The sequence below is a fragment of the Longimicrobium sp. genome, from assembly GCA_036389795.1.
GTDB lineage: Bacteria > Gemmatimonadota > Gemmatimonadetes > Longimicrobiales > Longimicrobiaceae > Longimicrobium.
In genome coordinates, this window is record DASVWD010000149.1 from 14,573 (window position 1) to 40,765 (window position 26,193).

Below are 26,193 nucleotides of genomic sequence, written 5' to 3' on the forward strand. Positions count from 1 at the left end.
TCCGCGGCGGAACGCCAGGAAACGCCCGCCCGAAAAACCTCAGGCCTCAGGCAGAGTCAGCGAGTCGGCAGAGAACCCCCGGCCGGTCGTCGGTCAGAGTCGCGCGCCGCGGGGCGTTCTCCTCACCGGCGGCTGGACGGGCTTCGGCCCAAAACGTATGTTGCGCCGACCCGCCGTCCTCTTCCCCGCCGCAACCGCTTCCCCTCGCACCCGGCTTCTCGTGACGATCCGACTCACCCGCGTCCTGCCGGCCCTGGCCTGCCTCGCCGCGCTCCCCGCCGCGGGCCTCGCGCGGGGGCCGTCCGCCGACCCCGGGGCGTCCGTCCGCCCGGCGTCCGTCCGCCCGGCGCCGGCCGCGCGGGACACCGTGCCCGCCCCGGCGCCGTTCGCGCTCTCGGACCCCGACGGGCAGGACCTGGTGCTGGAGCGGCTGGACGTGCGCACGGCGGTGCACGGGATGCTGGCGCTCACCGAGGTGGAGCTGCGCTTCCGCAACCCGCGGCCGCGGCGGATGGAGGGCCGCTTCAGCGCCGTGCTCCCCGAGGGCGCCACGGTGAGCCGCTTCGCCAAGGAGGTGGACGGGCGACTGGTGGAGGGCGAGGTGGTGGAGCGGCTGCGCGCGCACCGCGTCTACGACGAGATCCTGCACGAGATGCGCGACCCGGCCATGCTGGACCAGGAGGCCGGCAACCGCTTCTCGGCGCGCGTGTTCCCGATCGAGCCGGAGGGGACGGTGCGCCTGGTGCTGGCGTACAGCTTGCTCCTGCGCCAGGTGGGGGGCGAGCGGAGCTGGACGCTCCCCCTGCGGGGGCTGCCCCGGGTGGGCGTGTTCACCTTCCACGGCAGCTTCCGCGCGCTGCCGGGCGAGACGGGCCGGCGGGAGACCTTCGTGCAGGCCGCCGGCCCGGGGCGGGTGCGCGACGAGGGCCCGGTGCGCGTCATCGAGCGCTCGGACGAGAGCTTCGTCCCCCAGCACGACCTGCAGGTGGCGTGGCGCGCGGACGGCCCCGCGGCGGCGTCGCGGGTGCTGTCGGCGGGCGAGTTCTACGTGGCCGCGTTCCAGCCCGCCGTCCCGCGCGCGGTCCAGGCGCCGGGTCCGCGCCGCTGGCTCTTCTACCTGGACACCTCCGCGTCTGGCGCGGACGGCGCCGAGCACCGGGTGCGCGCGGTGGAGCGGCTGCTGGCGGCGCTCCCGGCGGGCGACGCGGTGGAGGTGCGGGCGTTCGACCACCGCGTCAGCCCGCTGGCCGCGGGGACGGCCGCCAACGTGGCGCGGCGGGTGGGCGCGATGCTGCGCGCCCGGCGCTACCTGGGCGGCACCGACCTGGGCGCCGTGCTGCGCGACGCGGCCGCCGCCGCGCGGGCCCGCCCCGGCACGGCGATCGTGGTGCAGACCGACGGCGTCGCCACGCTGGGGACGGTGGACCCCGCCCGGCTGCGCGCCGCGGCCGACTCGATCCCCGCGGCCGCCGCGGTGCACGCGCTGGTGCTGGGCGCGCGGCAGGACGCCGCCACGCTGCGCCTGCTCACCGCGGGGCGCGGGCGCGTCGTCTCCATCCCCTTCACCGACTCGCTGGACGTGCGCGCCCAGGGCGCCGCCCGCCGCCTGGCGCTGCCGCCCGGCGCCGCCTTCGCCGCGAGCGACCCCGGCGCCGCGTGGGCGTACGCCGCGGGCGCCGACGACGTGCAGCCGGGCGACGAGGTGCTGGTGCTGGCGCGCCTGAAGCCCGGCGCGCGCCCCGCGCCGCGCCTGGCCGGCCGGGGCGGGACGCAGGCCGCCGGCCTGGCGGAGTCGCTGCCGGCGGGGAGCTTCGCGCCGCTGCTGGAGCGCGAGGCGTACCGCGCGTACCTCCAGGACCTGGCCGAGCGCGCCTCCCGCACCACCGACGACTCCACCCGCGCGGTGCTGGCGGAGGAGGAGGTGCGCGTCTCGGTGGAGCACCGCGTGCTCTCGCCGCGCACCACCCTGCTGGTGCTGGAGACGGAGGAGGACTACGCGCGCTTCGGGCTGGACCGCCGCGCGCTGGCGGAGATCCTGGGCGTGGGGCCCGAGGGGATCGTCCGCGTGGACCGCGACACGGCCGCGCTGCGCGTGGCGCGGGGAGACGCCGGGGAGCCGGACGACGCGCCCGCCGGCGGAGCCCGCCCGGAAGCGGCGGACACCGGCCGCGCGCTGCAGCTCGAGGGGGTGGTCGTCACCGGGGCCGCGGCGAACGCGAGGGCGGAGGACGCAGACCAGGTGGCAGCATCCGAGGCGCCGCTCCTCGCCGCTCCGCCGCCGCCTCCGCCCCCGCCACCACCTCCTCAACCCCGGCCGGTGCCGGAGCGTGCGCAGGTGGCGCCGGTGCCTCCCCCCGCGCCTCCTCCGTCCGCACCCCCGCCTCCGCCGCCGCCGCCCATGGCCCCGCCGCCGCCCGCGGAGCGGGCGCGGCCCGTGGCGCCGGAGTGGATCCGGCCGGCGGCCGTCAGCCGCGGGCGGGTGGACAGCCTGCGCGCGGAGCTGAAAGCCGAGCCGCGCGACCGCGAGGTGCGCAACCAGCTGGCCGACGCGCTGTGGGCGCGGAAGGAGTGGGCGGCGCTGCGCGAGCTGGCGCTGGACTGGCAGCCGTACGACCCCGAGAACCCGCACGTGTACGAGGCGCTGGGCGAGGCCGGGGTGAACCTGGGCCTGCGCGAGGAGGCCGAGCGCGCGCTGGGCTCGCTGGTGGAGGTGGCCGGCGGCAAGCCCGAGCTGCTGCAGCGCGCCGGGCTGCTCCTGCTGCGGGTGAACGCCGCCCGGCTGGCCGAGACGCCGCTGCGCCGCGCGCTGGCCGAGCGGCCGGACCGCGTCAACGGCTACCGGCACCTGGCGCTGATGCTCTGGCAGGACGGCCGCGAGGAGGAGGCCGCCCGCGTGCTGGAGGAGGCCACCACCCGCACCTTCCCCGACTGGTACGGCGACGCGCAGCGCGTGGTGCGCGAGGAGCTGGGGTACGTGCTGCGCGCGTGGATGGCGAAGGAGCCCGCGAAGCGCGCGCAGATCCGCGGCGAGGCGGCCGAGTACGGCGTCGACCTGGAGCGCCGCGACGCCCTGCGCGTGACCCTGGCCTGGGACGCCGACGGCAACGACGTGGACCTGCACGTGGTCGATCCCGCCGGCGAGGAGTGCTACTACGCCCACCAGGAGACGAAGCTGGGCCTGGATCTCTACGAGGACATCACGCAGGGCTTCGGCCCCGAGGTGGTGCGCGCGGCCAGGCTGGTCCCCGGCACCTACCACGTGGGCGTCAACTACTTCAGCGCCGGCGCCATGGGCGTCAGCCGCGGCGTGCTGGTCGTCATCCGCTCCGACCGCGGCGCGGACCGGCCCACCGTGCAGATCCTCCCCTTCCGCTTGGTGGAAGGAGACGAGTCCGACGTGCGCCGCCTGGCCAGCATCGAGGTCCCCGCGCGGTGACCGGATCTTTCGAGGACTTCGGTGGAAGACAGACAAGAAGAAGGCGCCGGATCGTCCCGGCGCCTTCTTCCGTTCGAATGTCATTCTGAGGGAGCCGCTGCGCCGAACCTTCTGAATGCGATGGAGCCCGGGCGGCGACCGAAGAATCTACTCACCCTGGCACGTGGGTAGTCGCGAGCGGCAACCCTCGCGTGCAGGCGAAGTAGATCCTTCGGGTCGCTACCGCGCCCCTCGGGATGACATCTCTCTGCTGCTCTGCCTCTTGCGCGTGCGCTCTACCGCGCAGCGGAGCGTGTCCCACCCTGCCCCACCGTCACCCGGACCGGGTTCGCCAGGCGCTCGGCGAAGGCGTCCAGGTAGCGCCACCAGTCTTCCACCGTGCGGAAGTCGCCGCTGGCCGTCCACCCGGCGCCCACGTACTGCACGGCGGGGGTCCCGGGCCGCGCCGACGCGACGGCGACGTAGTGGTCGTCGGTCTCGCGGGACTCCAGCATGCGCGAGCGCTCCATCAGCACCGCGGTGCCGAGCTGGCCGTGGCCGCCGTTCTTGCGCTCCACCGGGCCCCAGGTGCTCACCCACGCCCACGGCCCCGCGCGGCGGGAGGCGCCCACCAGCCCCTCGCGCTTGACCGTCCCCACCACGTACGGGACCTCGGCCGCGCCCTCGGCGCGGTAGGTGATCTCCTGCCGGAAGAGGTTCTGCCCGGCGTCGATGGAGATCCGCTTCACCTCGGAGACCTGCACCCCGCCCGCGTCCCACGGCTCGTACCGCAGCTCGAAGACGGCGCGAATCGGCCCCGTGGCCAGGATGCGGTGGCTCTTGAAGTTGCGGGCACGGTACATCGTCCCGTTCCGCCAGACGGCGCTCCCGCCGGCGCCGAGGGTCGGCCCCACCGTGTAGAAGTCCGCCCCCTCGCCGGTGTCCTGGTGGTAGGCGTCGTGCCCCTTGGCGTACCACTTCTCCACGATCAGGTCGCGCACGCGCTTGGGCCAGATGTCGATCCCGCTGCTCACCAGCGGCTCGAACTCGCTGGCCTGCCAGAGCCCCTGCCCGTAGATGCGGAAGGCGATGCGGTCGCTCTCCCACGCCACGTCGTCGCGGTGGGCGTCGTGGCGGGCGTGCACGCGGGCCACGGGCGGCGCGGCGGGCGCCTGCGCCTGGACCACGAACTCGCGCACCTCGCGCGGGCGGAAGCCGGCCTGGAAGAGCAGCTCGTCGGTCGTGCCGTCGCCGTCGGCGTCGAGCGGCTGCGAGACCACCTCGGCCCCGCTGCCGGCGTCCACCACGCGCACGCGGTCGGGACGCAGCGCGGGGAGCGCCCGGAGCAGCTCGGCCCAGGCGAGGGAGAGCGTCTCGTCCGGCCGGTCGGCGGCGATCGGGTTCTCCGCGCGCACCGCGATGCCAGCCGGGGCCGGCGCGGCGCGCTGGGCGGCGAGGCCGGTCGAAGCGGCGGCGAGCGCGCAGAAGGAGGCGGCGAGCAGGCGGCGGAAGCGGATCATGAGCGTCGTGGGATCGGGATCTCGTGAAGTCGGGGCGTCAGCGGAGGTCGCCCATCGCGACGCCCTGCATGTCGGCGAAGGCCTGGTTCTCGCCGCCCATCGCCCAGCAGAAGGAGTAGCTGGCGGTGCCGCACCCGGAGTGGATCGACCACCCGGGCGAGAGCGCCACCTGCCCGTCGCGGACGACGAGGTGCCGCGTCTCGCCGGGCTCGCCCAGCAGGTGGACGACGACGGCGTCCTGGGGGACGGCGAAGTAGAGGTAGACCTCGGTGCGGCGCGCGTGGGTGTGCGCGGGCATGGTGTTCCACACGCTGCCCTCCATCAGCTCGGTGACGCCCATCACCAGCTGCGCGGTGCGCACTCCGTCGGGGTGGAAGTACTTGCGCAGGACGCGGCGGTTGGCCTGCGCGACCGAGCCCAGCTCCGTGGCCTGCGCGTCCGCGTGCGCCAGGTGCGTGGTGGGGTGCGACGCGTGCGCCGGGTAGCTCACCAGGTAGAAGCGCGCGGGGTCTGCCGCGTCGTCGCTCTCGAACGCGACCTCGCGGCTCCCGCGGCCGACGTACAGCCCGTCGCGCGTAGCCATCCCGTAGCGCTCGCCGTCGACGGTGACCGCGCCCGGGCCGCCGACGTTCAGCACCCCCAGCTCGCGGCGCTCGGTGAAGTAGTCCGCCGCCATGGCCTCGGGCGCGTCCAGGCGCAGCGGCCCGCCGGTGGGGACGGCGCCGCCCAGCACCACGCGGTCGAGGTCCACGAAGCGCAGCGTGATCCGCCCCGGCTGGAAGAGGCCTTCCACCAGGAAGCGGTCGCGCAGCTCCGCGGTGTCCATGCGGCGCGCCGCGTCGGGCGAGGGGAGGTAGTGCATGCGGTCGGTCATCTCAGGGATTCGGGTTCTTCAACGCGCGCTCCGTCTCGCTGCCGCGCAAAGGCGTCTGGCCGATAGCGGGATGCAAAACTGTTGCGGGCGCCCATAACCAGACGTATTTTGAGAGAGTGGTCGCTCCGTCTTCCCCCGCGCGCCGGGTCGCCGGTGCTCTATCGGCGATTCCATCCGACGTGCAGAAACCCCGCTGAACCGGAGGCCAGCATGAAGAAGCTCCAGCTGAACGTGGAGTCGCTTCGCGTCGAGTCGTTCGTGACGGACGCGACCACGGAGAGTCGCGGTACCGTGCATGCCCACTCGACCCACTCGAAGGACAGCGCTTGCCAGACCTACGGGACCACGTGCTGGGCCGGCTGCGGTGGTATCAGCGGGAATGAGACCTGCCACAGCTGCAACTACGCGGTGTCGGAATGCATCGACTGCGAGATCTAGATCGGACCACAGGGTAATCCCCGTTAGAGGACCCCTAGCTACGTATCCGCTCCTGGCGCCATCGAAGCCCGGTGGGCGGGGGCACCGCCTCACCGCGCCATCCATCCCCCGTCCACCACCAGCACGTGGCCGTTGACGTAGTCGCTGGCGGGGGAGGCGAGGAAGACGACGGCTCCCGCCAGGTCCTCGGGCTCGCCCCAGCGCCCGGCGGGGATGCGCGCGGAGATCTCGCGCGAGCGCTCCGGGTCGTCGCGCAGCCGCTCCGTGTTGTCGGTGGCGAAGTAGCCGGGGGCGACGGCGTTCACCTGCACGCCGTGGCGCGCCCACTCGTTGGCCAGCGCCTTCGTCAGCCCGGCCACCGCGTGCTTGCTGGCCGTGTACGCGGGCACCGTGATCCCGCCGCTGAAGGAGAGGAGCGAGGCCACGTTGACGATCTTCCCCGCCCCGCGCTCCACCATCTTCCGCCCCAGCCGCTGCGAGAGCACGAACACCGAGTCCAGGTTCGTGTGCATCACCACGTCCCAGTCACCCAGCGGGAACTCGGCGGCCGGGTGGCGGCGGATCGTCCCGGCGTTGTTCACCAGCACGTCGATGCGACCGGCCAACGCTTCCGCCTCGTCGGCCATCGCCAGCACGGCCTCGCGGTCGGAGAGGTCGGCCTCCACCTGCCATGCCTGCCGCCCGGCCGCGCGCACGAGCGCCGCGGTCTCGTCCGTCCCCGCGCGCTGCGTGCTGGCGCAGACCACGTCGGTGCCGGCCTCGGCGAGCGCGCGGGCGATCGCCTGGCCCAGGCCACGGCTGGCGCCCGTCACCAGCGCGCGCCTGCCCTCCAGCGAAAAGAGGCGCGCGAGCCGCGGGGTGACGTCGGCTGTCACCGCCCCAGCTCCAGCGCGGCCAGGATGAACGGCCCCACGCCCTTGTAGTCGTCGGTGACCACGGGCTCGCTCACGTAGTAGGCGTACGAGCCGTCGCGGTACGAGCCGTCGCGCCGCAGGCTGCCGCCGAGCCCGGAGACCTGCACCACGTTGACGAGCGACACGGTGCCGTCGGGGTTCTCGCGCACCAGGTTGGCCAGCAGCCCGTCGAAGCCGCGCTCGGCGATCCGCCGATACCGCGCGTCGACGTAGCCCAGCCGCGCGGCCTTCGCCAGCGCGTAGACGAACATGCTCGACGCGCTCGCCTCCAGGTAGTTGCCGGCGCGGTTGGGCTGGTCGAGCACGTTCCACCAGAGCCCCGTCACCGGGTCCTGCACGCGCGCGATCCCCTCGGCCGCGTCGCGCAGCGTCTGGACGATCGCCGCGCGGTCCGGGTGGTCGGCCGGGAAGTGGTCGAGCGTCTCGACGACGCCCATCACGTACCACCCCATCGCCCGCCCCCAGAAGTTCGGCGAGAGCCCCGTGGCGGTGTCGGCCCACTTCTGCGCCTTCGCCGCGTCCCACCCGTGGTACATCAGGCCGGTGCGCGGGTCGCGCGTGTGCCGCGTGACCAGGAGGAACTGCTTCGCGACGTCGTCGAACGCGGCCGGCTCGTTGAAGGTCTTCGCGTACTGGGCGTAGAACGGCTGCCCCATGAACAGGCCGTCGAGCCACATCTGCTGCGGGTAGATCTGCTTGTGCCACAGCCCGCCCTCCGCCGTGCGCGGGTGCGTGCGGAGCTGCTGGCGGAGCAGGTCGGCGGCCTTGCGGTAGCGCTCGTCGCGGGTGCGCTCGTACAGGCCGAAGAGCAGGCGCCCCTGCGAGATCTCGTCGATGTTGTACTCGTCGAGCTCGTAGCCCTCGATGGTCCCGTCCGGCTTCACCCAGCGGTCCATGTTGGTCTTCACGTACGCCAGCATCGCCGCGTCGCGCCGGGCCAGGGCCACGCGCTCGATGGCGCCCAGCACCACGCCCTGCGTGTAGTCCCAGCGGCGGTGCGTCTGCGGGTTGCGGCGCATCACCGACTCGGCCATGCGCACCGACCACGGGCGCCCGTCGGGCGAGCGGCGCGCGCGCGGCGCCGCGTTCGGGATCGCCAGCGGCGCGTCGCCCGGCTGGCGCGAGCCCTCGCCGAGCCCTTCTCCCGCGGGGAGATGCGCGACCTGGGCGTGCGCGTCCGACGTCACCGCCGGGAGCCAGGCGAGCGCGAGCACCACCGCGGCGCGGCGCAGGCGCGGGAGGCGGCTCATCGCGGCGAGGGGCGGGCGGGCGCGGGGGCGCGCACGTCGCTCGGGAGCCGCTCGGCGTCCGACCTCGCCGCGGCCAGGTGCGAGGTGGGGGTGGCGGGCCGGCCGTTGATCGACACGCGCTCGAAGCGCAGCCCCTGCACCCCCTCGGTCACGTTCCCGCGCGCCACGCCGTCGAAGCGGCAGTCGATCACGCGCACGTCGGAGATCTCCGAGCGCTCGTAGGCGCGCATGTACAGGCCGTACTCGCTCTTGCGGCTGGTGACGCCCCGCATCTCCACGTCGCGGATCACGGGGACGAACGGGCCGCTGCGCCCTTCCTCGTAGTACAGGTCCATCGAGAGCACCGCGTCGCTCACCTCGCCGATCGTGACGTTGCGCATGTAGACGTGCTCCAGCAGGCCGCCGCGCATCGCGTTGTTCTTGAAGCGGAGCGCGCGCTCCAGGTTGGGGCTGTCCATCTCGCAGTCTTCGACGAAGACGTTGCGCACCCCGCCCGAGATCTCGCTGCCGATGGTCACCCCGCCGTGCCCGTCCTTCATCCGGCAGCGGCGGATCACCAGGTTCTCGCTCGGCGCCGCCAGCCGCCGGCCGTCGGCGTTGCGGCCGGACTTGATGGCGATGCAGTCGTCGCCCGTGTCGAAGAGGCACCCCTCGACCAGCACGTCGCGGCAGCTCTCGGGGTCGCAGCCGTCGTTGTTGGGGCCGTGGGTGACGATCTTCACGTCGCGCACCGTGACGTTCTGGCAGAGGACCGGGTGGATCTCCCACATCGGCGAGTTGACGATGGTCACCCCTTCGACCAGCACGTTGCGGCAGCGGTACGGCTGGATGAACTGCGGCCGCAGGTAGCCGCCCTCGCCGATCACGCGCTGCTCGACGGGGACGCCGCGCTCGGCCATCTCGAAGAGCCGCGTCCGGGCTGCGCGCTGGTTCGGCTGCCCCTCGCGCCAGCCGTACTGCGTCTTGCCGTTCCACGGCCACCAGTGCGCGTTGTCGGCCTGCCCGTCCAGCGTCCCCTCGCCCGTGACCGCCACGTCCGTCGCCTCGAAGGCGTAGATCAGCGGCGAGTAGTTCATCACCTCCACCCCCTCCCAGCGCGTGAAGACGGCGGGGAGGTAGGCGCGGGGGTCCTGGCTGAAGGCGATGGTCCCGCCGCCCTGAACGTGCAGGTTGACCCGGCTCCGCAGGTGGATCGGCCCGGTGAGGAAGCGCCCCGCGGGAACCACGACGCGCCCGCCGCCCGCCTCGCCGCAGGCGGCCACCGCGCGGCGGAACGCCTCGGTGCAGTCCGTCTTCCCGTCGCCCGCCGCGCCGTAGCTGGTCACGGCAAAGTCGCGGTCGGGGAACGCGGGCGGGCGGATGCGGGCCAGGATGCCGGGGACCAGCTCCCAGCCGGCGAGGACGCCGTGCCTCGCGGCGGCACTCCGCGCCGCGGTCGCGCACCCCTCCAGGCCGGGGAGCACCAGGACGGCGCCGGCGCCCAGGGCGGCGGCGCGGAGGAAGTCGCGGCGGGTGAGGTTCGGGCTTTCCACCAATCTCCTCGCGTGTGCAGGCTCCGCTGATGGTCTCACACAGAGGACACAGAGGTCACAGAGAACTTCATTGCAGTTCCTCTGTGTTCTCTGTGTCCTCTGTGTGAGCTAAGCAGTTCCAACCAAGTCTCCTTTGCTCAGCTGCCGGCGGGCGCGGGATGGCGCGCCGCCCAGCGCTCGTAGGCCCGCAGCGCGGACGCCGGCTCCTCGGCGTACCAGCCGTAGCCGGTGCGCCGGTCGGTGAGCTGCTCGTAGTCGTAGAGGACCACCCCGTCGCGGTTGCTGAAGACCGGGCGGTTGGTGCCGATCTCGTACATCCGCGCCCAGAGCGGCCCCGCGCCCGCCTGCTCGCGCCGCCCGGTCTGGAAGTCGTAGACGTAGCCGTAGATGCGGTTCTCGCGGAACCACGCGGCGGCCGCGTGCACCGCCTCCACCACGCGCGCGTCCGGCGACGGGAGCGACATCAGGAAGCGCGTGATCCCGGCGCTCTCCTTCGACGCGAGCGAGGCCGGCTCGTAGCTGCGCGCGGAGGTCGGCCGGAGCGTGAGCGGGTCGTGCTGCTGCCCCCACACCGTGCGCTTCCCGCCGACCACCACCTGGCTGGCGAGGATGCAGTCCAGGGCGCGGGAGACCGCCGCGTCCGCGCGCCGCCTCTCCTCCTCCGTCACGAACGCGTACTCGCCGCGCGCGACGTCCCGCAGGAGCGCGGCGGCGTGCACGATGGCGTCGTCGTTGAAGGTGGCGGCGTCGTGGTAGCCGCCCTGGAGGGGGTAGACCTGCGGCCAGCAGCCGTTGGGGAACTGCGCGCGCAGCAGCCAGCCGAGCCCGCGCAGGAAGGCGTCGCGCCAGCGCGCGTCCCCGTGCGCCGCGTAGGCGCGCGCGAGGAAGCGCATCTCCTCGGTGGTCGAATTGTTGTCGAGGGTGGCGATGTACTGCCAGGAGTCGCTCTCGGAGAAGAAGCTCTGCCCCGGCCGCCGCGGCCCGCCACTCATGTCGACGTGCTTCGACCACCCGCCCGACGGCGTCTGGTAGGAGAGGATCGTCTCCGCCATCCGCCGCGCCGAGTCGCCCCGGAACCACGCCTCCGTCATCCGGTCCTCGACCTCGAACGACTTCCGCGCGTACGCGGCGCGCTCCATCCGCTCCCGCCCGAGCGTGCGCATCTCCTCGGCGAGGAGCGCCCGGTCGCGCGCGCGGTCCCGGCGCGACGTCTCGACGTACTGCGTCCACGCCTCCCGCTCGGCGGCGGGGAGGGCGGAGATGCGCGCGGGGCCGAGCAGGGGCGTGGTGTCGCGCTCCACCGCGGCCCCGGGGAGCCGGGCGATGGAGTCCACCGGGTTCCGCGCCGGGTCCTGCGCGGGGAGCGTGCGGCACCCGGCCGCGAGCAGGAGCGCGGCCGCGGCGAGGGCGGCCGTCCGTTGCGTGGTGCCGGCCATCACGCGACCTGCGGCGCGGCGAAGACGGGGGCGGCCACCAGGGCGGCGGCGCCGCGCAGGCGCGGGTAGCCGACGGCCAGCTCGGGGATCACCGGGGTGGCGGCCGCCGCCTTCGTGAGCGCGCGCTCCTCGATCGCCGCGCGCACCTGCGGCTCCACCAGGTCCCACGCGGCCGTGATCTCGCCGCCCACGAAGATGCGCGCCGGGTTCAGCGAGTTCACGATCATCGACAGCCCCAGCCCCAGGAAGCGGCCGGTCTCCACCAGCGCCTGCCTGGCGCGCTCGTCGCCGGTGCGCGCGCGGGTGACCAGGTCGGGGACGGTGATGGCCGTCTGCGCCAGCAGCTCGCGCGCGTCGGCGGGGGAGAGCTCGCGGCCCAGGTAGCGGGAGATGGTGGCCAGGTTGGAGGTGTGCGCCTCCCAGCAGCCGCGCGCGCCGCAGAGGCAGCGGGGGCCCTCGGGGTTGATCGGCACGTGCCCGAACTCGCCGGCGGCGTGGCCGTGCCCGCGCACCACCTGCCCGTTCACCACCACCCCGGTGCCCACGCCCTCGCTGACCGTGACGTAGACGAAGTCGCCCGTGTCGCCGCCGCGCTGGCCCAGCCACATCTGCGCGAGCGCGCAGGCGATGGGGGCGTTCTCGATGAAGACGGGGAGCCCCGTGGCCGCCTGCAGCAGCCCGCGGAACTCCACCTCCTTCCAGCCCAGCTGCGGGGCGTTCAGCACGCGGCCGGTGGGGTGGTCCACCATGCCGGGGACCGCGATCCCGATCCCCTCGCAGTCGCCGCCCGCGCCGTGCACGTGCAGCAGCCGGGCGATGCGCCCCGCCAGCTCGTCCGCCAGCCGCGCCGGGTCCAGGATCGTCTCGAAGGTCTCCAGCGCGATCTGCGTCCCCGCGAAGTCGGAGAGCATCAGGTAGGTGCGGCTGAAGCGGATGTCGACCGCCACCGCCAGCCGGTCGCGGGTGCGCACGTACAGCATCTTCGGCCGGCGGCCGCGCGGCGCGTCGACCGCCTCGCCCTCCAGCACCGCGCCCTCGGCCAGCAGCTCGTTCACCAGCGCGGTCACCCGCCCGCGCCCCACCTTCATCCGCCGCGCCAGGTCGGCGCGCGAGATCGGCTGGTGCTCGCGCACCAGGTTCAGCACGATCTGCCGGTTGATCTCGCGCGAGGTGGAGCGGGTGGCGAGCTTGAAGTTGCCGACGTTGATCTTTCTCACGGAGGATCGGTCCTCGTAAGGCTCGGCGGAAGCGGGTCCGGATACGAGAGCGTTGCGCGATCCGGGGGACGGTGATACATTCACCGCAATTGTTCCTTCTCGGAACAAAATGCAGGCCTCCCGCTTCCGGCGCAAGCCCCCGCGCTTCAGCCGGGCTGACCCACGGAGGGCTTTCGTTCCCCCGCAGGTGCCATAGATGCCGACGAACGCCGCCGCCCGCCGGGCGGACGCGCTTCCCCTCCCGGGCGACGCGCTGGTGCTCCACCCCGACCGCTTCTTCGACCCCGACCCCGCGGTCCGCCGCGTGGCGCGCGAGCTGTACGAGGAGACGCGCGACCTGCCGCTGGTCTGTCCCCACGGGCACGTCGACCCGCGCCTGCTGGCCGAGGACGCGCCCTTCCCCGAGCCCACCGCGCTGATCGTCGTCCCCGACCACTACATCTTCCGGATGCTGTACTCGCGGGGCGTGCCGATGGAGGCGCTCGGCATCCCCACGACGGACGGGGCGCCGGTGGAGACCGACCCCCGCCGCATCTGGCAGCTCTTCGCCGACCACTACCACCTCTTCCGCGGCACCCCCACCGGCGCGTGGCTCGACCACGAGCTGCACGAGGTGTTCGGCGTGCGCACGCGGCTGAACGGCGAGACGGGGCGGCGGGTCTACGACGAGATCGCCGAGCGGCTGGCCTCGCCCGAGTTCCGGCCGCGCGCGCTGTTCGAGCGCTTCAACATCGAGGTGCTCACCACCACCGACGCGGCCACCGACACGCTGGCGCACCACCGCGCCATCCGCGAGTCGGGGTGGGGCGGGCGCGTGGTCCCCTGCTTCCGCCCCGACGCCCTCTTCCGCATCGCCGCGCCCGGGTGGAGCGACGCGATCGGCGAGCTGGAGCGGGTGAGCGGCCTGGGCGTGGACTGCTACGCGGGCTTCCTCCGCGCCGTCGAGGAGCGGCGGGAGTACTTCCGCGGCCTGGGCGCCACCTCCACCGACCACGCCGTGGTGGAGCCGTACACCGAGCGGCTGCCGGACGAGGAGGCGGAGCGGCTCTTCTGCCGGGCCCGCACGGGCGAGGCCGCGGAGGCCGACCAGCGCCGCTTCGAGGCGCACATGCTGATGGAGATGGCGCGGATGTCGGTGGAGGACGGGATGGTGATGCAGCTGCACGCGGGCGCGCTGCGCGACCACAACCGCGCCGTCGCCGACCGCTTCGGCCCCGACACGGGCGCGGACATCCCGGTCGCCACCGAGTACACGCGCAACCTGCGGGCGCTGCTGAACGCCTACGGCAACGATCCCCGTCTGACGCTGGTCCTCTTCACCCTCGACGAGTCGACCTACGCGCGCGAGCTGGCGCCGCTGGCGGGGCACTACCCCGCCCTGCGCCTGGGCCCGCCCTGGTGGTTCCACGACTCGGTCGAGGGGATGAAGCGCTTCCGCGAGCGCACCACGGAGACGGCGGGGATCTACAACACCGCCGGCTTCAACGACGACACGCGCGCCTTCTGCTCGATCCCCGCGCGGCACGACCTGTCGCGGCGGGTGGACGCCAACTGGCTGGCCGGCCTGGTCGCCCGCCACGTGGTGGGGATGGACGACGCGCGGGAGATGGCGCGCGCGCTGGCGTACGAGCTGGCGCGCGAGACGTACCGGATCGACGGCGCCGCCCCCGAGGCCGGCGCCCCCGCCCTGGCCGCGGACTGAGGCGAGGATGGCGACGGAGATGGCGACCGTGCCCGCCGTGAGCGCGCAGCCGCTCCTGGTGCGCGTCCACCCCGCGGACGACGTGGCGGTGGCCGTGCGCGCGCTCCCCGCCGGCGCCGAGCTGGAGGTGGAGGGCGCCGCGATCGTCCTGCAGGGCGAGGTGCCGGCCGGGCACAAGGTCGCCCTGCGCGCGCTGGAGCCAGGCGAGCCGGTGGTGAAGTACGGCTTCCCCGTAGGCGCGGCCACGCAGCCGATCGCGGCCGGGGAGTGGGTGCACTCGCACAACCTGGCGACGCGGCTGTCGGGGACGCTCGACTACAGCTATCGGCCGGCTCCCCGCCAGGCCGAGCCCATGCGCGAGATGCCGACGTTCCTGGGCTACCGGCGCGCGGACGGGCGCGTGGGGACGCGCAACGAGGTGTGGATCGTCAACACGGTCGGCTGCGTGAACACGGCCGCCGAGCGGATCGCGCGCGCGGCGAACGAGCGCTTCGCGGGGCGCGTGGACGGCGTGTACGCCTTCTCGCACCCCTACGGCTGCAGCCAGCTCGGCGACGACCTGGCGAACACGCAGCGGGTGCTCGCCGGGCTGCTGCGCCACCCGAACGCGGGCGGCGTGCTGGTGCTCGGCCTGGGGTGCGAGAACAACCAGATGGACGACCTGCTGCGGCGCGCCGGGAACGTCGATCCCGCGCGCCTGCGCTTCTTCAACACGCAGGACGTGGTGGACGAGGTGGAGGAGGGGCTCGACGCCGTGGCCGAGCTGGTGGCGGCGATGGAGGGCGACCGGCGCGTCGAGTGCCCCGCCTCGGAGCTGATCCTCGGCCACAAGTGCGGCGGCTCCGACGGCTTCAGCGGGATCACCGCCAACCCGCTCCTGGGCCGCGTCGCCGACCGGCTGACGGCGCTGGGCGGCGGGGTGATCCTCACCGAGGTCCCCGAGATGTTCGGCGCCGAGCAGGTGCTGATGGACCGCGCCGCCGACGAGCGCGTCTTCGCCGACGTGGTGGCGATGGTGAACGACTTCAAGGAGTACTTCCTCCGCCACGGCCAGCCGGTCTACGAGAACCCGTCCCCCGGCAACAAGGCGGGCGGCCTGACGACGCTGGAGGAGAAGTCGCTCGGCGCCATCCAGAAGGGCGGCCGCGCCACCGTCACCCGCGTGCTGCGCTACGGCGAGCCGGCGGCGGCGGGGGGCCTGTTGCTGCTGGAGGCGCCGGGGAACGACGGCGTCTCGTCGACCGCGATGGTGGCCAGCGGCGCCACGGTGCTCCTCTTCACCACCGGCCGCGGCACCCCGCTCGGCTTCCCGGTGCCGACGATCAAGGTCTCCTCGAACACGGCGATCGCGGAGAAGAAGCCGCACTGGATCGACTTCAACGCGGGCGCGCTGCTGGACGGCGCCGCCACGCTCGACTCGCTGGCGGACGACCTCTTCGCGCTGGTGCTGGACGTGGCCTCGGGCCGGGTGAAGACGCGCAACGAGACGCACGGCTACCGCGAGATCGCCATCTGGAAGGAAGGGGTGACGCTGTGACGCCGCCCCTGCCGACGCTGAATGCGGAGCTGCTCCGCTCCGGCGCGCCGGCCGGCCGCCTGGCGGTGCCCGACCCGGCGCTGCTGGAGCTCCCCGAGCGGGTGGTGCAGTTCGGCACCGGCGCGTTCCTGCGCGGCTTCGTGGAAGACTTCGTCGACGCGGCGAACCGGCGCGGCGCCTTCGACGGGCGGATCGTGATGGTGGGGTCGACCGGCAGCGGGCGCGACCGGGTGCTCGGCGAGCAGGACGGGCTCTACACCCTCTGCGTGCAGGGCGTGGAGGACGGGCGGGTGCGCCGCGAGCGCCGCGTCATCGCCTCGGTGAGCCGCGCCCTCTCCGCGCACGGCGACTGGGACGCGGTGCTCGCCACCGCGCGCGACCCGCGCATCGAGCTCGTCTTCTCCAACACCACCGAGGTGGGGATCGCGCTGGACGAGGGCGACCGGCCGGACCTGGCGCCGCCGCGCTCCTTCCCCGGCAAGCTGGCGCGCTGGCTGTGGGAGCGGGCGCGCGCGTTCGGCTTCGATCCCGCGCGCGGCGTGGTCGTCCTCCCCTGCGAGCTGATCGAGGACAACGGCGCCCGGCTGCGCGAGATCGTGCTCACCCTGGCGGAGCGCTGGGGCTTCGGAGCCGAGTTCGCGGCGTGGATCGACGCCGCCGTCCCCTTCTGCAACACGCTGGTGGACCGGATCGTCCCGGGCACGCCCCGGGACGACGAGCGCGCCCGCGAGGAAGCGGAGCTCGGCTACCGCGACGGGCTGCTGACCGTGGCCGAGGTCTACACGCTGTTCGCCATCGAGGGAGACGGTGCGCTGCGCGCGCGGCTCCGCTTCGCCGAGGGCGAGCCGGGGATCCTGGTCACCCCCGACGTCGCGCCGTACCGCGAGCGCAAGGTGCGGCTGCTGAACGGCGGGCACACCGTCACCGTCCCCGCGGCTCTGCTGGCCGGGTGCGAGACGGTGCTGGAGGCGGTCGGGCACGAGCACGTGGGCGCCTTCCTGCGCCGGGCGATGCTCGAGGAGATCGTCCCCACGCTCGACGCGCCCGGCGCGGAGGAGTACGCGCGCCAGGTGCTGGACCGCTTCGCCAACCCGTTCGTCCGCCACGCGCTGATCGACATCTCGCTGCAGCAGACGATGAAGACGCGGGTGCGCGTGGTCCCCTCCATCGTCCGCTGGGCCGAGCGCTTCGGCGACGCGCCGCCGTCGCTGGCGTTCGGGTTCGCCGCGTACCTGCTCTACATGCGCGGCGACGTGCAGGAGCGGCGGCGCGCGGCCGGGCTCCCCGTCCCCGCGGACGACCAGGGAGACCGCGTACGGGCGATGTGGTCCGCGCTGCACGACGGCTCCGACGCGTCGCTCGCGGCGCTGGTCAAGGTCGCCTGCGCCGACCGCGCGCTCTGGGGGACGGACCTCGCGCGCGTGCCCGGCTTCGCGAAAGCGGTGACGTGCAGCCTGGTCCGCGCGCACCGCGACGGCGTCTCCGCCGCGCTGGAGGCGCACCTGGCGGCGCCGGCCGCGTCCGCCGCGTGAGCCCCGGAGCCGCCATGCCCACCTCCGCCGCGCCGACGATGCCCGGAGCCGCAGCCGTGACCGAGCGGCTGGTCGGACTCGGCGCCGTCGCCGTGATCCGGCTGGACGACGCGGAGGCGGCGCTGCGCGCGGCGCGGGCCGTCCACGCCGGCGGCGTCGCGGCGCTCGAGGTCACGCTCACCACGCCCGGCGCCTTCGACGTCATCGAGCGGCTGGCCTCCGACGCGGACGATGGCGTGCTGGTCGGCGCCGGCTCGGTGCTCGACGCGGAGAATGCGCGACGGGCGATCGACGCCGGCGCGCGCTTCGTGGTGAGCCCCGTCGTCCGGCCGGAGCTGGTCGACGAGGTGCATGGGCGGGGCGCCGCCGCGCTGCTGGGCGCCTTCACGCCGACGGAGATCCTGGCGGCGCACGAGGCGGGCGCGGACCTGGTGAAGGTCTTCCCCGCCGACGCGCTCGGCCCCGCGTTCATCAAAGGCGTGCTCGGCCCGATGCCGTTCCTCCGCCTCGTCCCCACCGGCGGCGTCACCCCGGAGAACGCGGGGGACTGGCTGCGCGCAGGCGCCGCGGCGGTCGGGCTCGGCGGCGCGCTGGTCGACCCGAAGCTCGTCGCCGCGGGGGATTTCGACGCGCTGACGGAGCGCGCGCGGCGGCTGGTCGCGAGCGTCGCCGCGGCGCGCGGGCGGACGGGAGGCGAGCCGTGAGCCGCGTCGTCACCTTCGGCGAGCTGATGCTGCGGCTCTCCCCGCCGGGGCAGGAGCGGCTCTTCCAGTCGCCCCGGCTGCGCACGTACTTCGGCGGGAGCGAGGCGAACGTCGCCGTCAGCCTGGCGCACTTCGGCGTGCGGAGCGACTACGTGACGCGCCTCCCGGTGAACCCCGTGGGCGACGCCGCGCTGGCCGCGCTGCGCGCCGAGGGCGTGGGCACGGGCGAGGTGCTGCGCGGCGGCGAGCGGCTGGGGATCTACTTCGTCGAGCCCGGCGCCGACCTGCGCGCGCTCCGCGTGGTCTACGACCGCGCCGGCTCCGCGTTCGCGCGGCTCGACCCGGCGGAGCTGGACTGGGGGCTCGTCCTGGCCGGCGCGGACCGGTTCCACGTCTCCGGCATCACCCCCGCGCTCGGCGAGGGCCCCGCGGCGGCCGCGCGGGCCGCCGTCGAAGCGGCGCGGGAACTCGACGTGAAGGTGAGCGTCGACCTGAACTACCGCCCCGCGCTGTGGAAGGACCGCGACCCGGTCCCCGTCACCCGCGCGCTCGTCGAAGGCTGCGACCTGCTGATCGGCAACCCCGGCGCCGTCGCGGCGATGCTGGGGATCGAGGCCGGCGCCTCGCGTCCCGAGTCTCCCGAGACCCTGCGCTGCACCGCCCGGCGCGTCGCGTCCGAGCTGGGATGCGGCGCCGTCGCGCTGACCGCGCGCGAGGTGGTGTCCGCGAGCGAGCACGGGTGGAGCGCGGCGCTGTACGAGCCCGAGCGCGGCGAGCTGCACCGCAGCGCCCGCTACCAGGTGCGCGTGGTGGACCGCGTGGGCGGCGGCGACAGCTTCGCGGCCGCGCTCCTCTACGCGCTGCTCGACGGCCGCGCGCCGGCCCGGTCGCTCGATTTCGCCACGGCGGCCAGCGCGCTCAAGCTCACCATCCCCGGCGACTTCAACCGCGTCACCGCCGACGAGGTGGACCGCGCCACCCTTCCCCCGCCACCCCGTGAGGCCGATGCCCCCGCCTGACTCGCACGCGAGCACCGAAACGCCCCGGGCGCGCACGGAATCGCCCCGGCCGGGCGTCGAGTCGCCCGCCGCGGACCCGACCCTGGCCTCCAGCGCCGGCGCCTCGGCGATCGCCCAGGCCGAGGCCCTGGCCGCCGCCGAGGGGAAGCGCTTCGGCTACCGGTGGACGATCTGCGCGCTGCTCTTCGCGGCCACGACGATCAACTACGTCGACCGCCAGGTGCTGGGGATCCTGGCCCCCACCCTCCAGCGCGAGCTGGGGTGGGGCGAGGCGCAGTACGGCGACATCGTCTCCTGGTTCAGCCTGGCGTACGCCTTCGGCTTCCTGGGGATGGGGCGGCTGCTGGACCGCGTGGGCGTGCGCCGCGGCTTCTCCTTCGCCATCGTGGCGTGGAGCCTGGCGGCCATGGGGCACGCGCTCGCCCGCACCGCCGCCGGCTTCTCGTACGCGCGCGCCGCGCTGGGGCTCGGCGAGAGCGGCAACTTCCCCGGCGCCATCAAGGCCACCGCCGAGTGGTTCCCGCGCAAGGAGCGCGCGCTGGCCACGGGGATCTTCAACGCCGGCAGCAACGTGGGCGCCATCGTGGCCCCGCTCCTGGTGCCGTGGGTCACCCTGCAGTGGGGGTGGCAGATGGCGTTCATCGTCACCGGCGCGCTCGGCTTCGTGTGGCTCGCCTTCTGGCTCCTGCTCTACCGGCGCCCCGAGGAGCACCCGCGCCTCTCCCGCGGCGAGCTGGCGTACATCCGCAGCGACCCGGTCGAGAGCACCGAGTCGGTGCCGTGGCTCAGCCTGCTGGGGCACCGCCAGACCTGGGCGTTCTTCCTGGGGAAGTTCCTCACCGACCCGATCTGGTGGTTCTACCTGTACTGGCTCCCGAAATTCCTGGACGCCAACTGGGGGGTGAAGCTGGCCGGCGTGGCCGCGCCGCTCATCGTCATCTACCTGGTGGCCGACGTGGGGTCCGTGGGCGGCGGGTGGCTCTCCAGCTCGCTCATCAAGCGCGGCTGGACGGTGAACGCGGGGCGCAAGACCGCCATGCTCATCGCCGCGCTGCTGATCGTCCCCACCATGTTCGCGCCGCACGCGAAGAGCCTGTGGCTGGCGGTGGGGATCGTGAGCGTCGCCGCGGCCGCGCACCAGTGGTGGTCGGCCAACCTGTTCACGACCGCGAGCGACATGTTCCCGCGCCGCGCCGTGGCCTCGGTGGTGGGGATCGGCGGCTTCGCGGGGGCGATGGGCGGCGTGCTCTTCCAGCGGGTGACCGGCCGCGTGCTGGAGGCCACGGGGAACAACTACTCGATCATCTTCACCGTCTGCGGGCTGGCGTACGTCACGGCGCTCCTGGTGATCCACCTGCTGGCGCCCCGGCTGGCCCCGGCCGACCTCGACGGACGCGCCCGCGCCTGAGAGAGGGACTTTTCGAGCACGGAAGCACAACGCCGTCATCCTGAGGAGCCGCCGCGCCGAACTGGCGAATCGACCGGATCCCGGGCGGCGACGAAGGATCTGCGGGTTGCGTCCGAGCGTGAGACCGGATGACGTGCGGTCCCCGTCCGCAGATCCTTCGGGCGCACAGGCTCTCGTGCAGACGCGATTTCGGTGGGTGCGCCCTCAGGATGACAGCGTTTCGGGTAGCGCAAGGCAGGTGGAACCCTCCGCGGCGATGGTTGCCGGAGAGCACGGGAACGCATACCTTAGGGCATCCACATTGTTCTGGATGAGAACAAAATCGCTCCACCCCGGCGGAACGGGGCATTTCCGCCTCTCGGCGTCGCGGTCCCCACCCGGGACGAACCGCGGAGACCCGTTCGGACCGTCTCCGCCCGGAATATGTTCGCAAGCGGGACAAACTCCGTCCCGCGGCGTGTCGGCTTGCGGTCGCAGTGAGACACCCCGTTCCCGTACCCATCCTCGTTCAGGAGAGTCCAAGATGAGTTGGACGCGCATCCTCACCCTCGTCGGCGCGCTGCTGCTGCCGGTGTCCGCGGCCCTGGCGCAGGGCGGGACCGGCACGGTGAGCGGCACCGTGGTCGACGCGCAGACCGCGCGGCCGCTGGCCGACGTGGCGGTGACCGTGGTCGGCACCCAGCGGAGCACCGTCACCAGCGCCGAAGGGCGCTACACCCTCACCCAGGTGCCCGCGGGCGCCCACACCGTGCGCGCCAGCCGCCCCGGCTACGCGCCGGCCGACCAGGCGGTCACGGTGGCCGCCGGGCAGACCGCCACGGCAAGCTTCCGCCTCCAGACCTCGGCCGTGCAGCTGCAGGAGGTGGTGGCGGTGGGCTACGGCCAGCAGCGGCGGCGCGACATCACCGGCGCGGTGAGCTCGGTGAACACGCAGGCGCTCGAGAACGCGCCGGTGCAGTCGCTCGACCAGCTCCTGCAGGGCACGGCCGCCGGCGTCAACGTGACCACGGCCTCCAGCGCCCCGGGCGGCGGGATCTCGATCCGCGTGCGCGGCACGGCGTCGATCACGGGGAACAGCGAGCCGCTGTACGTGATCGACGGCTTCCCGATCGAGAACGACCCCGAGAGCGCCTCGCCGGGCAACGGCGGCACGCCCACCGGCTCGGTGCCGTCGAACCCGCTGGCCGCGCTCAACCCGCAGGACATCGAGTCGATCGAGGTGCTCAAGGACGCCTCGGCCACGGCCATCTACGGCGCGCGCGGCGCCAACGGCGTGGTGCTGATCACGACGAAGAAGGGCCGCGCCGGCCGCCCGCAGTTCACCTTCGACGCGTACACGGGGGTGCAGGACGTCGCCCGCCGCTACGACCTGCTGGGCGCGCGCGAGCTGGCCATCGCCATGAACGAGGCCGCGGCCGACCAGAACCAGGCGCCGCCGTTCTCGCAGGCCGTGATCGACACGCTGGGCGCGGGGACCGACTGGCAGGACGCCATCTTCCGCAACGCGCCGGTCCGGAGCCTCCAGGCCACCGTCTCGGGCGGCTCGGTGGGCACGGCCTACACCCGCTACGCCGTCTCGGGCGGCTACTTCGACCAGGAGGGCGTGGTCACGGGATCTTCGTTCGAGCGCTACTCGCTGCGGGCCAACGTGGAGCAGGGCTTCAGCGCGCGGCTCAAGTTCGGCGCCAACCTCACCGGGAGCCGGGTGAACACGAAGTTCGTCCCCACCGACGGCGAGAGCAACCGGCGCGCGGGCGCGGTGGGCACCGCGCTGCAGGCGTATCCCTTCCTCCCGGTGCAGCTCCCGAGCGGGGTCTACCCGTACCAGGGGCGCGACCTGGCGGCGCTGGGGATCTCGCTGTCGGGCGCCTCGGAGCTGCCCAACCCGGTCTCCATGGCCACGCAGGTGAAGGACGACCTGGGCGACACCCGCGTGCTGGGCAACGCCTACGGCGAGTACGAGCTGCTGCGCGGCCTGCGCGCGCGCGTCTCCCTGGGCGGCGACTACTCGGGGCGCTTCCGCGACACCTACTACCCGCGCACCACCCGCCGCGGCGAGGAGGCGCAGGGCGAGGCGATCCGCGGGCGCACCGAGATCCTCTCCTGGCTGAACGAGAACACGCTCACCTACGAGGGCGGCTTCGGCGAGGCGCACCGCTTCACGCTGCTGGGCGGCTACACCCGGCAGACCGCGGAGACCGCGAGGAACGGCGTCTCGGGGAGCCGCTTCGTGACCGACGCCACCGGCTACAACGACATCTCGGCCGCGCAGCAGCTGGGCACCCCCAGCTCCGACCGCCAGCGCTGGGCGCTGCAGTCGTGGCTGGGCCGCCTGAACTACACCCTGCTCGACCGCTACCTGCTGACGGTGACGGGGCGCTACGACGGCTCCTCGCGCTTCGGCAAGGGGAGCAAGTGGGGCTTCTTCCCCTCGGTCGCGCTCGGCTGGCGCGTCTCCGACGAGCCGTTCCTGCGGGGCAGCGACCTCTTCGACGAGCTCAAGCTGCGCGCCTCGTACGGCGTGGCGGGGAACCCGGCGATCCGCCCGTACCAGTCGCTCGCCCGGCTCATCGCCACGCAGTACTCCTTCGGCGGCAACCCGGTGACCGGCTACTTCCCCGTGGGCGTGGCCAACGACGACCTCACCTGGGAGTCCACCACGCAGCTGGACGTCGGCGTCGACGCGGCGTTCCTGGGCCGCTTCACCCTGACCGCCGACTACTACCACAAGAAGACCGACGACCTGCTGCTGACCGTCGACCTCCCCTCGGAGTCGGGCTTCGCCCGCGCGCTGGTGAACGCCGGCTCGGTGGAGAACCGGGGGGTGGAGCTGGCGATCCGGGCCGACGTGCTGCAGGGCGACCGCGAGACGGGCGCGCTGCGCTGGAACACGGGGCTCACCTTCGCGCGCAACCGCAACGAGGTGGTGGACCTGGCCGGCGACACCGAGATCCGCGCCTCGACCATCTCCGACGACTTCAAGCTGGGCGGCACGGTGGTGCGCGTGGGCGAGCCGATCGGCGTGTTCGTGGGCTACCGCACCGCGGGCATCGTGCGCGACTCGGCGCACGCGGCGTCGCTCGCCGGCGTCACCAACCGCGTCAACAACCGGGCGTACCAGCCGGGCGACGTGATCTTCGACGACGTGGACGGCAACGACACCATCGACGTGCGCGACCGCACCGTGATCGGCAGTCCGCACCCCGACTTCACGCTCGGGTGGACCAACACGGTGGCGTTCCGCGGCTTCGAGCTCTCCACGCTGGTGCAGGGGGCGTTCGGCAACGAGATCCTGAACCTGAACCTGTGGCGGCTCACCGGCGGCGACCTGGCGACCAACGTGCTGCGCGAGCGCTACGAGGACCGCTGGACGCCCACCAACCCGGACGCGAAGTACCCGCGCTTCGGCGTGAACACCGTGGGGGCGGGGACGACGGACTACAACGACCTGATCCTCGAGGACGGCAGCTACCTGCGCCTGAAGACCGTCTCGCTCTCGTACGGCCTGCCGGCGTCGTGGCTGCGCGGCCGGGGCCTGAGCTCGGCGCGGGTCTACGTGACGGGGAGCAACCTGCTCACCTGGACCGACTACCGGGGCTTCGACCCCGAAGTGAGCAGCTTCGGCGTGGGCAACCTGAACCGCGGCATCGACATCGGCGCCTACCCGTCGTCGCGCTCGGTGATCGTGGGCGTGAACCTGGGCTACTGAGGAACAGCAGTCCTTAGTGATTTAGTGCTTAGTCCTCAGTCGTGAACACCAGGACTAGAGCACTAAGGACTAAGCACTAAGGACTAAAGAACTTCCCCTTCCACGGGATGGAACGGACATGAAGCAGCGAACCCGAGCCCTCGTGCTCCTCTGCGCGGCGCTGGCGCCCCTGGCGGCGACGGCGGCCTGCGACGACAGCCTGACGGAGGTGCCGTTCTCCTTCGTCTCGCCCGAGAACCTGTTCACCAGCAGCGAGGGCGCGCTGGCCGCGCTCTCCGGGGCGTACGGGGCGTTCCAGGCGAACGTCTCCGAGCTGGGGATCAGCGACAACGACTACTACGGCCGGCACTACTGGATGCTGACCGACTACCCCACCGAGACCATGACGCTCAGGCTGGGGGCCACCAACGAGCGGACCATGCCCGACATCTACCGGGTGGACCCCTCGCACACCTACATCATCGGGATCTGGAAGGCGGCCTTCCACGCGGTCAACCGGGCCAACTCGGTGATCGACAACACCCCGAACGTCCCCGGGATGGACCCGGCGCTGCGCGACCGGGTGATCGCCGAGGCGAAGTTCCTGCGGGCGTACCACTACTTCAACCTGGTGCGCCTGTTCGGGGGCGTGCCGCTCTACCTCAGCGAGACGCGCTCGCTGGACGACATCCGCCGTCCGCGCGCCACGCAGGCCGAGGTGTACCAGGCGATCATCGCCGACCTGGAGGCGGCGGCGCCGGCTCTTCCCGCGCGCTACACGGGCAACAACGTGGGCCGCGCCACCAGCGGCGCGGCGCGGGCGCTCCTGGCCAAGGTGCAGCTGCAGTACGGCGCGGTGGGCGGCGGCGGGGCGGCGGCGTTCCAGGCGGCCGAGCAGGCGGCGCGGCAGGTGGTGGCCACCGGCGGCTACTCGCTGCTCACCAGCTACGCGCAGGTGTTCGCCGAGTCCAACGAGAACAACGCCGAGGTGATCTTCGACATCCAGAACTCCCGCACCCCGGGGGCGGGCGGCCACCTCTGCGACCAGCTGGCGCCGCGGCCGGTCCCCACCGCCACCGACTTCCCCTGGTGCGACAGCCAGAACCCGTCGTTCGGGCCGGAGTGGCCGTTCTACTACAGCTACAACCCCAGCGACACGCGCCGCGCGGCCACCTGGCTGCTGACCTACACCAAGAAGAACGGGCAGACGGTGACCTGGGACTCCACGGCCACCGCGGTGACGGCGTACGGCCACTTCGCCCCGGTACCGCAGAAGTACATGGACAAGGTGCCGGGCGCGCAGGACGGGGCCGAGGGGCCCAACTTCATCCTGATCCGCTACGCCGACGTGCTCCTGTCGCTGGCCGAGGCGATCAACGAGAACTCGGGCCCGACGGCCGAGGCGTACGGCTTCGTGAACCAGGTGCGGCGGCGCGCGAACGTGCCCGACCTCACGCCGGGGCTCTCGAAGCAGGCGTTCAAGGACTCGCTCTTCCTGGAGCGGCGCTTCGAGCTCGCGGCCGAGGGGCACGGCCACTTCGACTCGCAGCGGAACTGGGCGTGGGCCAAGGCGCGCATCGAGGCGGTCTCCACCAACGCCGCCCGCGCGTTCTGGAACCGCCCGCGCCCGTCGGGGTGCAGCACCTGCCTGGCCCGCGACAGCAGCGTGCCCAAGGTGACGCTCACGCTGGACGACCACCACATGTTCTACCCGATCCCGCAGGGCGCCATCGACTCCAACGACCTGCTGGAGCAGAACCCGGGGTACTAGCACTAGCGGGCACCGAATCCTGACCTGAAGAACGACCCCCGCCGGGCTCCTCGCGAGTCCGGCGGGGCTGTCGTTTGTGCTGAACACCTTTTGGACTCATACCATTTCGCAGGGAATCGTTCGGGTATCAGCCCTGAAAAGGTCTCACACAGAGGGCACAGAGAACACAGAGGAACAGCGGAAGAGATTGAAGTTCTCTCCGTGTCCTCCGTGTCCTCTGTGTGATGCCAATCTGT

Annotated in this window: 17 protein-coding genes; 10 read left to right on the forward strand and 7 right to left on the reverse strand. The window is 73.4% G+C overall.

From position 1 onward, the window contains the following. Positions 1–220: 220 nt before the first annotated feature. On the forward strand, positions 221–3,436 hold the full coding sequence (locus VF746_20385) for a VIT domain-containing protein (protein HEX8694796.1): 3,216 nt from the start codon (positions 221–223) through the stop codon (positions 3,434–3,436). Positions 3,437–3,711: 275 nt separating this feature from the next. On the opposite strand, the gene VF746_20390 is transcribed toward VF746_20385, so the two are convergent. After that, positions 3,712–4,935 carry a DUF4861 domain-containing protein gene (locus tag VF746_20390; protein HEX8694797.1) on the reverse strand — a complete coding sequence of 408 codons (1,224 nt, stop codon included), beginning with the start codon at positions 4,933–4,935 and terminating at the stop codon, positions 3,712–3,714. Between the two features lie 37 nt (positions 4,936–4,972). Next, positions 4,973–5,809, reverse strand: a complete 837-nt coding sequence (gene kduI / locus VF746_20395) for a 5-dehydro-4-deoxy-D-glucuronate isomerase (GenBank protein HEX8694798.1) — start codon at positions 5,807–5,809, stop codon at positions 4,973–4,975. Positions 5,810–6,019: 210 nt separating this feature from the next. Between kduI and VF746_20400 the strand changes: the two genes are divergently transcribed. Further along, on the forward strand, positions 6,020–6,247 hold the full coding sequence (locus tag VF746_20400) for a pinensin family lanthipeptide (GenBank protein ID HEX8694799.1): 228 nt from the start codon (positions 6,020–6,022) through the stop codon (positions 6,245–6,247). An 89-nt stretch (positions 6,248–6,336) separates the two neighbouring features. Here VF746_20400 and kduD read toward each other — a convergent pair whose 3' ends face one another. The 5 genes from kduD to VF746_20425 all read right to left on the reverse strand — a co-directional run bounded on the left by kduD (position 6,337) and on the right by VF746_20425 (position 12,596). Next, the gene (gene kduD, locus VF746_20405; GenBank protein ID HEX8694800.1) at positions 6,337–7,122 is read right to left on the reverse strand and encodes a 2-dehydro-3-deoxy-D-gluconate 5-dehydrogenase KduD; all 786 of its coding nucleotides are present in this window, start codon (positions 7,120–7,122) and stop codon (positions 6,337–6,339) included. Continuing rightward, a complete protein-coding gene (locus VF746_20410) occupies positions 7,119–8,411 on the reverse strand; it encodes a glycoside hydrolase family 88 protein (GenBank protein ID HEX8694801.1) in 1,293 nt (430 codons plus the stop codon). Before VF746_20410 ends, kduD begins: the two co-directional genes overlap by 4 nt. Beyond that, on the reverse strand, positions 8,408–9,943 hold the full coding sequence (locus VF746_20415) for a glycoside hydrolase family 28 protein (protein ID HEX8694802.1): 1,536 nt from the start codon (positions 9,941–9,943) through the stop codon (positions 8,408–8,410). The genes VF746_20410 and VF746_20415 overlap by 4 nt, the downstream gene beginning before the upstream one ends. 137 nt (positions 9,944–10,080) lie before the next feature. Next, the gene (pelA, locus tag VF746_20420; GenBank protein HEX8694803.1) at positions 10,081–11,379 is read right to left on the reverse strand and encodes a pectate lyase; all 1,299 of its coding nucleotides are present in this window, start codon (positions 11,377–11,379) and stop codon (positions 10,081–10,083) included. Then, a complete protein-coding gene (locus VF746_20425; GenBank protein ID HEX8694804.1) occupies positions 11,379–12,596 on the reverse strand; it encodes an ROK family transcriptional regulator in 1,218 nt (405 codons plus the stop codon). The genes pelA and VF746_20425 overlap by 1 nt, the downstream gene beginning before the upstream one ends. Positions 12,597–12,792: 196 nt before the next feature. On the opposite strand from VF746_20425, the gene uxaC reads away from it, so the two are divergent. From uxaC to VF746_20465, 8 genes are all read left to right on the forward strand, one after another. Further along, complete coding sequence (uxaC, locus tag VF746_20430) at positions 12,793–14,298, forward strand: glucuronate isomerase (GenBank protein HEX8694805.1); 1,506 nt, start codon at positions 12,793–12,795, stop codon at positions 14,296–14,298. Positions 14,299–14,317: 19 nt separating this feature from the next. Then, a complete protein-coding gene (locus VF746_20435) occupies positions 14,318–15,835 on the forward strand; it encodes an altronate dehydratase family protein (protein ID HEX8694806.1) in 1,518 nt (505 codons plus the stop codon). Next, complete coding sequence (locus VF746_20440) at positions 15,832–17,367, forward strand: tagaturonate reductase (protein ID HEX8694807.1); 1,536 nt, start codon at positions 15,832–15,834, stop codon at positions 17,365–17,367. Before VF746_20435 ends, VF746_20440 begins: the two co-directional genes overlap by 4 nt. A 14-nt stretch (positions 17,368–17,381) precedes the next feature. Continuing rightward, complete coding sequence (locus VF746_20445; GenBank protein HEX8694808.1) at positions 17,382–18,071, forward strand: bifunctional 4-hydroxy-2-oxoglutarate aldolase/2-dehydro-3-deoxy-phosphogluconate aldolase; 690 nt, start codon at positions 17,382–17,384, stop codon at positions 18,069–18,071. Next, entirely contained in the window at positions 18,068–19,090 is a 1,023-nt protein-coding gene (locus VF746_20450; protein ID HEX8694809.1) for a sugar kinase, read from the forward strand. Before VF746_20445 ends, VF746_20450 begins: the two co-directional genes overlap by 4 nt. Further along, positions 19,077–20,498: an MFS transporter gene (locus tag VF746_20455; protein HEX8694810.1), complete on the forward strand. Its 1,422-nt coding sequence runs from the start codon at positions 19,077–19,079 to the stop codon at positions 20,496–20,498. The genes VF746_20450 and VF746_20455 overlap by 14 nt, the downstream gene beginning before the upstream one ends. A gap of 523 nt (positions 20,499–21,021) precedes the next feature. Then, on the forward strand, positions 21,022–24,207 hold the full coding sequence (locus VF746_20460; GenBank protein HEX8694811.1) for a TonB-dependent receptor: 3,186 nt from the start codon (positions 21,022–21,024) through the stop codon (positions 24,205–24,207). Between the two features lie 118 nt (positions 24,208–24,325). Further along, entirely contained in the window at positions 24,326–25,957 is a 1,632-nt protein-coding gene (locus VF746_20465; protein HEX8694812.1) for a RagB/SusD family nutrient uptake outer membrane protein, read from the forward strand. The last annotated feature ends 236 nt before the right edge of the window (positions 25,958–26,193 follow it).

Bases quoted from the DNA above. Each gene is read 5' to 3' on its own strand.
- uxaC (HEX8694805.1), top strand. From the start codon at position 12,793: ATGCCGACGAACGCCGCCGCCCGCCGGGCGGACGCGCTTCCCCTCCCG.
- VF746_20435 (HEX8694806.1), top strand. From the start codon at position 14,318: ATGGCGACCGTGCCCGCCGTGAGCGCGCAGCCGCTCCTGGTGCGCGTC.
- pelA (HEX8694803.1), bottom strand. From the start codon at position 11,379: ATGGCCGGCACCACGCAACGGACGGCCGCCCTCGCCGCGGCCGCGCTC.
- VF746_20455 (HEX8694810.1), top strand. From the start codon at position 19,077: ATGCCCCCGCCTGACTCGCACGCGAGCACCGAAACGCCCCGGGCGCGC.
- VF746_20390 (HEX8694797.1), bottom strand. From the start codon at position 4,935: ATGATCCGCTTCCGCCGCCTGCTCGCCGCCTCCTTCTGCGCGCTCGCC.
- VF746_20445 (HEX8694808.1), top strand. From the start codon at position 17,382: ATGCCCACCTCCGCCGCGCCGACGATGCCCGGAGCCGCAGCCGTGACC.
- VF746_20465 (HEX8694812.1), top strand. From the start codon at position 24,326: ATGAAGCAGCGAACCCGAGCCCTCGTGCTCCTCTGCGCGGCGCTGGCG.
- VF746_20400 (HEX8694799.1), top strand. From the start codon at position 6,020: ATGAAGAAGCTCCAGCTGAACGTGGAGTCGCTTCGCGTCGAGTCGTTC.
- VF746_20410 (HEX8694801.1), bottom strand. From the start codon at position 8,411: ATGAGCCGCCTCCCGCGCCTGCGCCGCGCCGCGGTGGTGCTCGCGCTC.
- VF746_20460 (HEX8694811.1), top strand. From the start codon at position 21,022: ATGAGTTGGACGCGCATCCTCACCCTCGTCGGCGCGCTGCTGCTGCCG.
- kduI (HEX8694798.1), bottom strand. From the start codon at position 5,809: ATGACCGACCGCATGCACTACCTCCCCTCGCCCGACGCGGCGCGCCGC.